At 61.0% G+C, this 12090-nt stretch carries 12 protein-coding genes; 2 read left to right on the top strand and 10 right to left on the bottom strand.

Features of this window, described 5'->3' with window-relative positions; translation table 11 throughout:
- Window positions 1-3: 3 nt before the first annotated feature.
- From PZN02_RS22050 to PZN02_RS22025, 6 genes are all read right to left on the bottom strand, one after another.
- Window positions 4-867, bottom strand: a complete 864-nt coding sequence (locus tag PZN02_RS22050; protein ID WP_280662804.1) for a carbohydrate ABC transporter permease — start codon at window positions 865-867, stop codon at window positions 4-6.
- A complete protein-coding gene (locus tag PZN02_RS22045) occupies window positions 864-1781 on the bottom strand; it encodes a carbohydrate ABC transporter permease (protein ID WP_280662803.1) in 918 nt (305 codons plus the stop codon). The genes PZN02_RS22050 and PZN02_RS22045 overlap by 4 nt, the downstream gene beginning before the upstream one ends.
- 172 nt (window positions 1782-1953) lie before the next feature.
- On the bottom strand, window positions 1954-3192 hold the full coding sequence (locus PZN02_RS22040; RefSeq protein WP_280662802.1) for an ABC transporter substrate-binding protein: 1239 nt from the start codon (window positions 3190-3192) through the stop codon (window positions 1954-1956).
- Window positions 3193-3231: 39 nt separating this feature from the next.
- The gene (locus PZN02_RS22035) at window positions 3232-4224 is read right to left on the bottom strand and encodes a LacI family DNA-binding transcriptional regulator (protein WP_280662801.1); all 993 of its coding nucleotides are present in this window, start codon (window positions 4222-4224) and stop codon (window positions 3232-3234) included.
- 92 nt (window positions 4225-4316) lie between these two features.
- The gene (locus PZN02_RS22030; protein WP_280662800.1) at window positions 4317-5000 is read right to left on the bottom strand and encodes a DUF6064 family protein; all 684 of its coding nucleotides are present in this window, start codon (window positions 4998-5000) and stop codon (window positions 4317-4319) included.
- A gap of 47 nt (window positions 5001-5047) precedes the next feature.
- Window positions 5048-5965, bottom strand: a complete 918-nt coding sequence (locus PZN02_RS22025; protein WP_280662799.1) for an aldo/keto reductase — start codon at window positions 5963-5965, stop codon at window positions 5048-5050.
- 322 nt (window positions 5966-6287) lie between these two features.
- On the opposite strand from PZN02_RS22025, the gene PZN02_RS22020 reads away from it, so the two are divergent.
- The gene (locus PZN02_RS22020; protein ID WP_280662798.1) at window positions 6288-7175 is read left to right on the top strand and encodes a DUF930 domain-containing protein; all 888 of its coding nucleotides are present in this window, start codon (window positions 6288-6290) and stop codon (window positions 7173-7175) included.
- Between the two features lie 95 nt (window positions 7176-7270).
- Here the strand turns inward: PZN02_RS22020 and PZN02_RS22015 are convergent, their stop codons facing one another.
- From PZN02_RS22015 to PZN02_RS22000, 4 genes are read right to left on the bottom strand one after another with little or no spacing between them, the layout of a single operon-like run.
- The gene (locus PZN02_RS22015) at window positions 7271-8044 is read right to left on the bottom strand and encodes an ABC transporter permease (protein WP_280662797.1); all 774 of its coding nucleotides are present in this window, start codon (window positions 8042-8044) and stop codon (window positions 7271-7273) included.
- A complete protein-coding gene (locus PZN02_RS22010; protein WP_280662796.1) occupies window positions 8028-8858 on the bottom strand; it encodes an ABC transporter ATP-binding protein in 831 nt (276 codons plus the stop codon). Before PZN02_RS22010 ends, PZN02_RS22015 begins: the two co-directional genes overlap by 17 nt.
- A 13-nt stretch (window positions 8859-8871) precedes the next feature.
- Window positions 8872-9873: an ABC transporter substrate-binding protein gene (locus PZN02_RS22005; RefSeq protein ID WP_280662795.1), complete on the bottom strand. Its 1002-nt coding sequence runs from the start codon at window positions 9871-9873 to the stop codon at window positions 8872-8874.
- Between the two features lie 47 nt (window positions 9874-9920).
- Entirely contained in the window at window positions 9921-11003 is a 1083-nt protein-coding gene (locus tag PZN02_RS22000) for a 4-oxalomesaconate tautomerase (RefSeq protein ID WP_280662794.1), read from the bottom strand.
- A 111-nt stretch (window positions 11004-11114) separates the two neighbouring features.
- Between PZN02_RS22000 and PZN02_RS21995 the strand changes: the two genes are divergently transcribed.
- A complete protein-coding gene (locus PZN02_RS21995) occupies window positions 11115-12050 on the top strand; it encodes a LysR family transcriptional regulator (protein WP_280662793.1) in 936 nt (311 codons plus the stop codon).
- Window positions 12051-12090 lie beyond the last annotated feature (40 nt).

Raw genomic sequence — 12090 nt, 5'->3', positions numbered from 1 at the left:
AGTTCATTTCACCGCGCCGGCCATCAGCCCGCGCATGTAGTAGCGTTGCAGAAGCAGGAAGACGACGAGGCAGGGCAGGGTCATGACGGCGACACCGGCCTGAACCGCGCCCCAGTTGACCGCGCCAAGGCGACCAGCACGCACCGCCATCATCAGAACCGGGAGCGTATATTTCTCGTTGCTCGACAGGAGCACGAGTGCGGCCAGGAATTCGTTCCAGGCATTGAGGAAAGCGAAGATCGCGACGGTCGCAATGCCGGGCAACACCAGCGGCATCAGCACTCGGAAGAGCAGCTTCAGGTCACGGGCGCCGTCGATACGGGCTGCCTCCTCGATCTCTTTCGGCACCGCATCGAAGGCGTTGCGCATCATGAAGACCGAGAAGGGAAGCTGCAGCGTCACGTAAACGAGGGTCAGCCCGAACAGCGAGTTGTTGAGCCCGAGCCTGGCGAGGATGATGAAGAGCGGTGTGAGGATCGACTGGAACGGGATCATGAGCGTGGCGATGATCAGCACGAACAGCACGTTCTTCAACGGAAAGCGGTAGCGCGAGAAGCCGTAACCCGCGAGCACGCTGACGGCGACGGTCAGGGCAACGGTTGCGAGCGACACGAGCAATGAATTGAACGTGTGCTGCCAGACACCGGCTCCGAACGTGTCGAGCGAGCGGTAGGAATCAAGACTGATGCCGTTCGCCGGCCACGGCGGCAATGGTGGCAGACGGGCCTCGGTGCCGTGTCGGAACGACGCGAGCAGGGTTATGGCGAAGGGCGCCAGGAAGAAGAGCGCGATCGCCAAACCTGTCGCGTGATAGGCCGATTTTGCCCGGAGTGCCTTGCGTGCCCGACGCCGGCTGGAGAGGCTCATGGGCGATCCTCCCCGACGCGAAGCAGCCGTAGTTGCATGACGCTGATAACCACCAGGATGGCGAGGAGCGCGATCGAGAGAGCCGCGCCATAGCCGAGATTGAAGGACACGAAGGACTGGTTGAAGATGTAGTAGACGACGGAGATCATGCGGTTTTGCGGACCGCCGCTCGTCATGATGTAGAACTGGTCGAACGCCAGGATCGAGCCTGTCACCGAAATGATCAGCGCCAGGGCGATCGTCCGGCGCATCAGCGGCAGAGTGAGATGGCGGAACCGCTGCCATGGACCGGCACCGTCGATACGGGCCGCCTCGGTCAGCTCGGGTGGAATTGCCTGCAGTCCCGTGAGCAGGATGATCATCGTGAAGCCGGCGATCTTCCAGACGACCATGACGATGATCGTAAAGAAGGCGCTATCGAAAGTCGCAAGCAGATTGGGGCTCTTCTCAACGATCCCGAGTGCCTTCAGGGCAGGGCCGATGAAGCCGCTGTCGACGTTTGCGAGCCAGACCCAGAGCAACGACGCCGAGGCGAGCCCGACGACGACCGGCAAGAAAATGATGGTGCGGTAGGCGCCGACGAAGCGTCGGTGCTTCTCGACGAAGATCGCCAATGGAAAGGCGACGGCGAAGATCGCGATTGTTACGATCACCGTGTAGTAAGTCGTGAAGCGCAGTGCCGATGCGAAGCGCGCGTCGTTCGCCATGCGGAAATAGTTGTTGAAGCCGATCCAGCGCGGCGAACCGAGCAGCGGCCAGTTGTGCAGGCTCATCCACCCGGTAAACAGCACCGGCATGACGAAGAAGACGATGACGAGGGCCATCGCCGGGGCGATGTAAAGAAGGCCGCGCCACTGCGAGTGGCGCCGTCTCCTGCGCACGGGCAATGCTTTTCCTGGGCCAGAGCCGGCCATCGAAGATTCTCCGCCAGTTCAAGAAAGAGGGGCCGGAGGATTGCCTTCGGCCCACTGCATGTCTCCTTAAATCGGAGCCGATTTTAAGGATAAAAACATGCAGCAATTCAAAGTGCTACAGCGACCGCCGTGCGTCTGAAAAGACGCACAGCGCTGTAGGTCCAGCTTGCGATCACTGGCCAGTATCGATGATCGACTGCATTTCCGACTGGGCATTCGAGAATGCCCCGTCGACATCGTCGCCATAGATTGCCGCATTGGTGAAGGTTGCCCAAGGGCCGTTGGCGCTGTTGATCAGATCGTTGAATTGTAGCGTGTAGGGTGTCTTGGCGACTTCGATCGCCTTGATGCCCACCTGCATGCGCGGGTCGAGACCCTCAAGCACCTTGTCGGCGATATCGCCGCGGGTCGGCAGGCTGCCGTATTTCGCCATCACCTTCTGACCGTCCATCGAATAGGTGTATTCGAGGAATTCCTTCACCGCGTCGATCTTCTTCGTGCCTTTGGTGATAACGAAGTTATCGCCGCCGGCAAAGGACGAGGTTCCGCCGTTGACGCCGGGGATCAGCGTCACGCCGAAGTTGATGTCGGGGTTTTCAGTCACCAGCGTGCCGATGGCAAAGGCGCCGATGCTTTGCTGGCCGATCTTGCCGTTCGTGAAAGTCAGGAAGTTTACGCCATTGTCGCTGGCCGCGCTCGCTGGCACGAGGTCCTTCTTGACCATCGAGCGATAGATATCGACCGCCTTGCGCATTTCCGGCGTGTCGAGCGTCGCCGTCTTGCCGTCAGCGGAGAGAATGTCGGCACCCGAACCCCAGACGAGCGGGGTGAAGGTGAAGATCATGCAGCCGCCGCAACCGCCGCCGGAGAAGTAGAAGCCGTAAATATCGTCACCGAGCGCGCGGATCTTTTCAGCATTGGCTTCGATCTCCTCCCAACTGGTCGGCGCCTTTTCCGGATCGAGGCCGGCCTTCTTGTAGAGGTCCTTGTTCCAGGCAAAGATCGAAGTCTCGACCGAAAGCGGCAGGCCGTAGATGCGGTCCTGGTAGGTACCGAGCTTGACGTGCGACGGCGAGAGCGAATTGAAGTAGGGCAGGGCCTTGGCCCAGTCGGTCAGGTCCTCGAGCTGGCCGGCGGCCGCAAAGGCCGGGGTGTAGATGAGGTCGAGCGAAAGCGCGTCCGGGGCCTGTCCGCCCGCGATCGCGGTCGCATATTTTTGCACCAGTTCGGAGAACGGCACTTCGGTCATGGCGACCTGGTTCTCGTGGCTGGCATTGTAGGCCTCGACGACCTTCTTGAAGGATTCGCCGATGCCTGAGCGAACCCACATTTCGATCTTCTCGGCGGCCGACGCACCCGACGCCAAGCACAAGGTAACGATGCTCGTTGCTGCCAATAGACGCTTGATCATGGCACTCCTCCCGTTGTGGCGCCTCCACGCGCCGTTTCGTTATTCCGTGGGGCTCATGCCCCCGCACGATTGCCGGACAACCAACCGGCACGGCAATTTCCTCACGCCCGGCTCAATCGGCCTTCCCTCCGCAAGCGCAAGCACGGTGAGTCCGGCCTCGCGGCCAAGTTCCTTCAAACCCATGTCGATGGACGTCAGCGGCGGGCGGGTTTGTGCCGCGACGATCTCCCAGTTGTCGAAGCCGACCACCGACACGTCTTCCGGGACCCTGATGCCTCGCTCGCGCAAGGCGTCGACCACGCCACGGGCGATCTGGTCGTTGCCGCAGAAGATGGCATCGGGCTTTTCGCCGGGCCGACCCCAGATCGACCCGACGGCCTCATGACCCCAGCTTTCCGCCCAGATGCCGTAAAGGACCGGCTCGAAATCGCCGGCGACTTCGCGGTAGGCGCTGGAGCGCTCCCGGACCGAGAAGAAATCTTCAGGTCCAGTGATATGCGCGATCCGGCGGCGCCCGAGCTGTGCCAGCCATTCAACCGCAAGACGCGCGCCCTGCGCATCATCCGAGCGCAGCGTCACGCTGTTTTCGGTTCCTTCGGTAAAGGCATAGACGACGGGCACCGGCAGGCTCGACAGATCGACCGGCAAGCGCCGGTCCAAGCGCTTGCCGGAGGCGATGATGCCATCGACCTGCTTGTCGAGCATGGCTTCGACATGGACCTGCCCCAGCGCCGGATCGTCCTCGATGGCGCACAGGAATACCGAGACGCCGTGATCGACCAGCGCTTCCGAAATGCCCGCCATGACCGGTAAAGTAAAACGCCCGTAGGTGTCGTTCGTCAGAAGCCCGATGGTGAAGCTGCGTTTGCTGAGCAGTCCGCGTGCAAGAGCATTCGGCCTGAAGCCGATTTCGCCCGCGATCCGCTTCACGCGCTCGCGCGTTTCGGCACCCATGCGGCCAGTATTGTTCAACGCCTTCGAGGCCGTTGAAATACTGACGCCTGCCGCCGCAGCAACGTCATGAATGGTCACGCGTCTGTTGGCCGGACTATCCAGTGAACCCTCCCATGCTTGAGGAGAGAAAACCTTTTCTCACGGGCTCTGTCAACAGAAAAAAGGTTTTCTCATCGTCGGTCACCGGAAAGGGTTCGGGACTCGTCCGGGGTCAGCAGCAAGACCGCGACAAAGACGATCGAGGCAATGGCGACGACTGCGCCGCGATCCTCCATCGCCAGCAGGATCAGGCCGCTGAAAGCGCACCAGAGGAGGGGGATCGGCAGAAGTAGCAACAGGCGTCTCCCTCTGATCGACAGCACCGTGCCGAGCGTCGCGATGGCGGTCGGATCTGGCATCATGCCGAAGGTTTCGGCGGCGGCCAGCGAACGCGCCGAAAGCAATGCGAGAAGCGGGTGAAACAGGAGCCCGAATAGGGCAAGAACCATACCGCCGTAGCGGCGCAATCGGCTGACGGCGATGCGATGGTTCGGATCAAGGCTGAGAAGCGCCACGAGCCCGGCCTGAAGAAAGAAGGCCATTGCAGCATAGGTTGCGCCCCAGTTTATGGTTGCATAGCGAAGCCAGAGGAACTGCCAAGCGCAAAAAGCCCAGGCCACGGCAAAGGCCGGCAGGAGCGCGATCTTCGCGAACCGTACCTCCCTGACCGCGAGAACCATGATCGCCAGCAGGGCGGCCACGAAGACGAGCTGAAGTGGCCAGAAATCCTGATTGTAGCGCTCGATCAGGCGAACGTAGACGCGCGGCGAGAACATCAGGAAATCGGCAGGCGTATAGGTCCACCATTCCGACATCTGCCGACCTCACTGCTCGTTCCTTCGGCGGCACTGGAGGGTGGCGGTCACAACGCCTCCACATAGTCGACCATACGCCGCCGCATCGCCTCGTCAGGCAGGACACCGCCGCCCGCTTCAAGATTCTCGCGCACATGGTCGACGCGCGTTGTCGCCGGTATGGCGCAGGTGATCGCCGGATGCGAAACGATGAACTTGAGCAGGAACTGCGCCCAGCTTCGCGCGCCTGTCTCGGCAATCCACTCGGGCAACGGTTCGTCGTCGAGTTGCCTAATCAGGCTGCCCTGGCGGAACGGGCGATTGACGATGACTGCGATGCCTTTCTCCAGGGCCAGGGGCAGGATGCGCTCCTCCGCTTCGCGGTCGAGGATGTTGTAACTGACCTGAACGAAATCGATCGGCTCGCTCGCCATGACGCTCTCGATTTCCCGATGTCGTCGTCCTTCCGAAGTGGTGATGCCGACGTAACGCAATTGCGCCTTTGCCTTCATCTCGAAAAGCATCGGCAGATGGTCTTCCCAGGAAACGAGATTGTGGACCTGCATGAGATCGAATTTCTCGACGCCCCAATAGGCGCGGGAGGCTTCGATCTGCTCCGCCCCGCTTGCCGGATCGGAAATCCAGACCTTCTCGGCTGAAAACAGGCGATCGGGATATCCGAGCTTCTTAAGGCCGTAGCCGATGGTCGGCTGGGAGGAGCCGTACATGGGAGAGGAATCGATCATGCGCCCGCCACCCTCGAAGAAGGCCGCCATCACGGCGGCACATTCGTCCTGAAGCACCGGATCGTCGCCGACGTTGAAGGTGATCCAAGTGCCGAGTCCGATGATCGGTATTTCCTCGCCGCTCGAAGGGATCGCCCTGCGGACCATGCCGGCGGCCTGAGCATGCGAGGAATGCCCCATCGCCGGCAAGGATGCAGCCAATGCAAGTCCCTGAAGGATACTTCGCCGTGTGAACCTCATCGAGACACCTCCTTTCCGCGCTCGGCAAGGGACAGAGGCACACGAAAACTATATTCGTTACATTCGGCGAGATAATGAACCGTCAAGGCCGGGATCCGAAACCACGAGGTCGTGATGAGTGACTGTCGGCCTGAACGCGAAGGCGCTCCGGGACTTTCCGCTTGTTCAGAGCCGTTCAAGCCCTTATTTGACGTTGACCGTCGCAGGCTGGAACGGGATGGGCAAAGACTGCTTCGTCTTACGGTCCGGCCTCCTGCAGCCCGCTGTCTTTTGAGCAATGCAACAGTTCGCCAAGGCGCCGAAGAGAGAGATCGGATGGGGAATGCCGACGTCGGTTGCCGTGCATCTGGCCGTCGCGTTCCTGTTACTTTTTCGGCTGCCCGAAGTACCGCCGGAGCCGGCGAAGGAACAGAGCGTCAACGTCGAGCTGGTTCCGCCACCGCGCCCGAAGTCGCCAGAAAAGCCGCCGGCAGAACCGGCGAAATCAAGCGCCAAACCATCAGCCACGCAGCCGCAGGCCTTCGAATCCGCTTCACCGCGCGCCGAAGTAAAGGAAGCGCAACGGCCGCCACAGAGCCAGAGTGGGGCGGAGGACGCCTCGAAGGTCGTCGAACAGCCGAAGCCGACGCCACCCAGGACAGAGACCGCTGCGCGCGAAACGCCTGAAGCCAAACCGGCGCCGCCGGTGCTGGCAACGCCGCAACCGGACTCGGCGACGCAACAGGGCGAGACAGAAGCTGCTGCCCTTGAAAGCGTGCCGGTTCCCGTGCAAAGGCCGCCGCCGGAAACAGCGAAGAAACAGGAGTCCCCGGAACCGGCAGGCGCCAAGGTCGATCTGAAATCCGACGAGCTCGTTCCGGCAAAAGAACTCTTTTCGCCAAACGCGCTGTCGAACCCGCGCATCAAGCAGGCGCTCGGCAAGCTCCCCGTCAAGGCACGCATTGCGCAGATCTGCAGCATCGAGGCGCTGGAGCAGATCCGTAACCAGAGGCCGGACGCTTTCCCGGATATGCTAGCCCGCGCCGGGACTATTTCGACTTCGGCGGTCACCGCCGTAGGCAGCGCCTACCGGAGCAAGGCGACCTGGTACAATGTCGACTTCAAATGCGAGGTCGACGCCGAGGCGACGTCGGTGGTTTCCTTCAGCTTTGCGATCGGTGGTGCAGTACCGAAAAGCGAATGGACTGCGCGCCAACTGCCGCTGAATTGAGGTGGGGCGGAGGCGACGGCGCGGTCGGACACTCGCGCGAAAGCAAACAGGGCCCCCGTTTCGGGAGGCCCTGTTTCCGGCTTACGGAGTTTGCTTCAGGCGGGACGCTCGCCGGCGCTCGGCCGCCACTTGATCAGCCGATTTTCGACCACGTCGAGAAGGCTGTCGATGATCAGCACGAAGATTGCCAGTATGATGATGCCGGCAAATACACCGACTGCATCAAAATTTCCTTCGGCCTGAGCGATCAGGTAGCCGAGACCGGCGGAGGCGCCGAGATACTCACCGATGATGGCGCCAACGACCGCAAAGCCGACGGAGGTGCGCAGCGAGGACAGGATCCAGCTTGCCGCGGCCGGAAAATAGACATGGCGCAGCAGGTCCGACCGCTTTGCCCCGAGAATGCGGGCATTCGACAGAACGACCGGGTTCACCTCACGAACGCCCTGCATGGCGTTGAAGAACGTCACGAAGAAGACGAGCGTGACGGCGAGTGCCACTTTCGACCAGAGGCCGAGGCCGAGCCACAGCACGAAGATCGGCGCGAGGACGACGCGTGGGATCGCATTCAGACCCTTGATGAATGGATCGAGAATGCGAGCCGTCCTGCGGCTAAGTCCAAGCCAGACGCCGGCAGCGACGCCAAGGCCTGTGCCGATGAGATAACCGAGCACGGTCTCTGTCAGCGTGATCGTCACGTGGCGATAGAAATCAGTATCGGTCACCCACGATATGACCTGGTTGAAGATGTCGACCGGCGCCGGGAAGAAAAAGACATCGATCACGCCGGCAGCGACGCCAAGTTGCCAGCCGCCGAGAATGACGGTCAGGAGGCAGAGCTGGATCAAACGTTCAGTCATGGCGTTCATAGCTTTTCTCCACTTCGCCGCGCAGTGACGCCCAGATGTTGCGATAAAGATCCATGAAGCGTGGATCGAGCTTGATTTCCGCCACGTCGCGCGGCCGGTCGAGGTCGACCGCGAAGCTGTCGATGACGTGACTGCGCGGCCCGGCCGCCAGAACCACGACGCGGTCACCGAGCGCGATGGCCTCTTCGAGGTCATGTGTGATCATCACGACGGCGCGCCGCTCTTCCTGCCACAGGCGCAAGAGTTCGTTCTGCATCAGATGACGCGTGTGGATATCGAGCGCCGAGAACGGTTCGTCCATCAGAATGACCTTTGGCCCGGTGATCAGCGCCTGGGCCATCTGGACGCGTTTGCGCTGGCCACCCGACAACTGGTGCGGATAGCGGTGCTCGAAACCCTTGAGGCCGACCTTGGCGAGCCAGGCCATGGATCGTTCACGACGCTCGGAAGCGGCAATGCCCTTGAACATCGGGCCCAGTTCGACGTTTTCCAACGCCGTTTTCCACGGAAGCAGCGCATCCTGCTGGAAGAGATATCCGATATCGTTCTGGACGCCTTTGACCGCCGCACCGTCGATCGAGACCGTACCGCTCGCAGGCTTCAGAAGGCCAGCGATCGCGTTGAGGATTGTGCTCTTGCCGCAGCCCGTCGGGCCGACGATCGCGAGAAATTCACCATCGGCAACGGTGAGATTGACATCCTGAACGGCGACATAGGCGCCGAATGACATGGTGACCGCATCGATCGACACCATCGCCTTGGGCGTTTGCCGGCCGACCGCATGCGGCACGGGTTTCACGACAGCCAACGACATGGCTTCCTCCTCATCAGTTCGCGACATCGTGCGGCACTTTGCCGATGAAGTCGTTGGTATAGGTTTTCGATAGATCGATATCCGCGGCCGCGACCTTCTCGTTGAAGCTCTTGAGAACGGCGAGCGGCGTCTTGACGTCCTCGTCGTTGAAGCGGCCGTCGGTCGAGAAGATCGCCTTCGCGTTTTCGACAGCTTTTATGTAGGTTTCTCTATCGCCCGAAATGAATTCTTTCGGGAGCTTCTCGACGATCTCCTCGGCCGAGTGATTGTTCATCCACTCCAATGCCTTGACAGTCGCGTTCGTGATCTTCTGGATCGTCTCGGGGTTCTCGTCGATGTAGTCCTGGGTGGCATAGAGGACGGAGGTGGGATAGGTCCCGCCGTAGATTTCCTTGGCGCCTTTGTCGCTGCGCGCATCGATGAGGATCTTGCCGACGCCCTTGGCTTCGATGAAGGTGGCCGCCGGATCGTAGTTGACAAGCAGGTCGACCTTGCCCTGTTCGAGTGCGGCGACGGCTGCAGAGCCGGAGCCGACGCCGATCAGCGAAACGTCGTCCGCCAACAGATTGTGACGCTGCAGATAATAGCGAACGAAGAAATCGGAGGACGATCCGGGCGAAGTGATACCGATCTTCGCACCCTTGATGGTTTCCGGCTTTGCCGGGTCAAAGGTGGCATTCTTGCCGCCGGCAAGGACAAGGCCGGAGTTGCGCGCAAGTTGTACGAAGCCGACGACGGCCTTGTTCTGTGACTGCATCTGAATCGTGTGGTCGTAGAAGCCTACGGCAACGTCGGTCGAGCCGGCTACCAGCGCCTGCAACGTTTTCGAGCCACCGGAGGCAAAGTTCTCGACGGTCACCTGAAGACCTTCCTGCTCGTAAAGCCCGAGACCCTGAGCGACGGGAAAGGGAAGGTTGTTGAGATTATACGAGCCAACGCTGATGCGAACCGGTTCCGCGAAGGCGGATCCGGCAAACGCAACGGTGGCCGCGAGGGCGAGCATGAGCTTACGCATGATTGTTCCTCCAGGTTACGTGGTGCCCTCCCGGCAGCCACTTCAAATTATGCCGCGCAAAACAGGCGCTTGGTAGGCTTTGCGAAAACGTGCCCTTCGAACAGGCGTCGCGCGGTTCGCAAGATGCCGGCGACTATCTTGCCGTCCCTTTCTTGCAGCTTCACATCGAGGTGGCCGCTTGGGTGTTCGATCGACAGTACAAGCGGGGGCGCGCGCAAGCCGGTCAGCCGGGAAGCCACGGTGTTTCTGGCGATGCAGGCCGTGGCTATCCCGACGGCGCCGGTGGTGGCAAGCGAGGGATGACATTGGTGCGGCATGAAGTACCGAACATTGATGTCGCCGTTTCCCTTGGGCTTGCTGACCAACACTGGCTTCGGCGTGACCTGATCGCTCACGTCGCCCATGCCCATGCGCCGGCCCGCCTCCATCCTTAACGCTTCGATCCGGCCGAGCGCGGCCTTGTCGGCATTGAGTTCAGCGGCCGTTTCGTTTCCCGTGGCGCCGATCGCCTCTGCGTCGAAAAGGACCATGGGCATGGCGCAGTCGATGCAGGTCACCGCGATGCCGTCGATGTATTCCAGAGATTGTCCGGTCGGGAACAATTTTCCGGTCCGCGCTCCGGCGGCGTCCATGAATGTCAGCGCGATTGGTGCGGCCTTGCCGGGGACACCGTCGATCGAAGCGTCGCCAAGATAGGCGACCTTGCCGTCTGGCGTCGGAACCTCTGCCTCGATCAGTTTGCCGGTGTTCACATTGTGAATACGGACGAGGGTCGTTGCGCCTCGCGCTAAAACCAATCCTGCTTCGATCGAGAATGGGCCGACGGCGGCGAGCATATTGCCGCAGTTCGGCGACGTGTCGACCATCTGCTGATCGACGCGCACCTGGGCAAAAAGATAGTCGACGTCGGCGCCGGGGACGGTGGAGGGGCCGATGATTGCGACCTTGCTGGTGACCGGATTGCCGCCACCGATGCCGTCGATCTGCAGGGGATGGCCCGAGCCCATCACCGAAAGCAGGATCTGGTCCCGCTCGGCCTGATCCGCCGGCAGATCCGACGCGAGAAAGAACGGACCTTTGGAGGTGCCGCCTCTCATCAAGACGCAGGGTACGGAAATCAGGTCGTTCATCGCCAAAATCCATGAGACTTATGTTTACGCCGTATCAATGATCGGCTTTATTGCATTTAGCGACAACGCGATTGATATGTGAAATGCAAAATTTTGGAGAATTGATCCGATATGAGCATCAATTGCGAGATTCTCGACCTGAGGGCATTTCTGAGCGTGGTGGAGCTGGAAGGCTTCCACAGGGCTGCAGAGGCGCTCAATGTTTCGCAACCAGCCCTGAGCCGCCGCATCCAGAAGCTGGAGATGGCAATCGGTGCGCCCCTGCTGGAGCGCACGACGCGGCATGTCTCGCCGACGGCGCTCGGAACGGAGCTGATACCGCTGGTACGTCGCATGCTCGAGGAGTTCGATGGGTCGCTCTTTGCCGTCAGGGACGTCGGTATGCAACGAAGCGGCCTGGTGACGATCGCGTGCCTGCCGACGGCGGCCTTCTACTTTCTTCCGACCGTCATCAGGCAGTTCAATGCCGAGTATCCGAACATCCGATTTCGAATTCTCGACCTTCCGGCGATCGACGGCCTGCAGGCGGTGGCGCGGGGCGAGGTCGAATTCGGCATCAACATCATGGGCACCTCCGACCCCGACCTGATCTTCGATCGGCTGGTGGAAGACCCCTTCGTGCTCGCCGCGCGCATGGACCATCCACTCGCCGACAGGCAAGAGGTCGGCTGGAGCGATCTGGAACCGTTCCGACTGATCACGGTGCACAGGTCGAGCGGCAACAGAACGCTGCTCGACGCCGCGCTTGCACGATCCAACATCAAGCTGCGCTGGTTCTACGAGGTCACGCATCTTTCGACCTCGCTGGGGCTCGTCGAAGCCGGCCTCGGCATTTCCGTGCTGCCGCAAATGGCCACGCCGCAGGGCGATCACCCCTTCCTCGTCACCCGACCGATCCGCACTCCCGAAATTTCGCGAACGATCGGCGTCGTTAGGCGTCGGGGCGGGACACTTTCTCCGGCCGCCGAGCGTTTTCTCGACATGTTGATCGGGACATGGAGAGTCGAAAGCCGTGTACCCGAAGATCGGCCCCCCGCGACCTCCTGATTGCGTAAGGCGTCATCTAAGTTGTCGCTAATGTTGCGCT

The organism is Sinorhizobium garamanticum (assembly GCF_029892065.1).
Lineage (GTDB): Bacteria > Pseudomonadota > Alphaproteobacteria > Rhizobiales > Rhizobiaceae > Sinorhizobium > Sinorhizobium garamanticum.
This window is presented reverse-complemented; position numbering and strand designations above follow the sequence as displayed.

Bases quoted from the DNA above. Each gene is read 5' to 3' on its own strand.
- PZN02_RS22050 (WP_280662804.1), bottom strand. From the start codon at position 867: ATGAGCCTCTCCAGCCGGCGTCGGGCACGCAAGGCACTCCGGGCAAAA.
- PZN02_RS22045 (WP_280662803.1), bottom strand. From the start codon at position 1,781: ATGGCCGGCTCTGGCCCAGGAAAAGCATTGCCCGTGCGCAGGAGACGG.
- PZN02_RS22040 (WP_280662802.1), bottom strand. From the start codon at position 3,192: ATGATCAAGCGTCTATTGGCAGCAACGAGCATCGTTACCTTGTGCTTG.
- PZN02_RS22030 (WP_280662800.1), bottom strand. From the start codon at position 5,000: ATGTCGGAATGGTGGACCTATACGCCTGCCGATTTCCTGATGTTCTCG.
- PZN02_RS22025 (WP_280662799.1), bottom strand. From the start codon at position 5,965: ATGAGGTTCACACGGCGAAGTATCCTTCAGGGACTTGCATTGGCTGCA.
- PZN02_RS22020 (WP_280662798.1), top strand. From the start codon at position 6,288: ATGCCGACGTCGGTTGCCGTGCATCTGGCCGTCGCGTTCCTGTTACTT.
- PZN02_RS22015 (WP_280662797.1), bottom strand. From the start codon at position 8,044: ATGAACGCCATGACTGAACGTTTGATCCAGCTCTGCCTCCTGACCGTC.
- PZN02_RS22010 (WP_280662796.1), bottom strand. From the start codon at position 8,858: ATGTCGTTGGCTGTCGTGAAACCCGTGCCGCATGCGGTCGGCCGGCAA.
- PZN02_RS22005 (WP_280662795.1), bottom strand. From the start codon at position 9,873: ATGCGTAAGCTCATGCTCGCCCTCGCGGCCACCGTTGCGTTTGCCGGA.
- PZN02_RS22000 (WP_280662794.1), bottom strand. From the start codon at position 11,003: ATGAACGACCTGATTTCCGTACCCTGCGTCTTGATGAGAGGCGGCACC.
- PZN02_RS21995 (WP_280662793.1), top strand. From the start codon at position 11,115: ATGAGCATCAATTGCGAGATTCTCGACCTGAGGGCATTTCTGAGCGTG.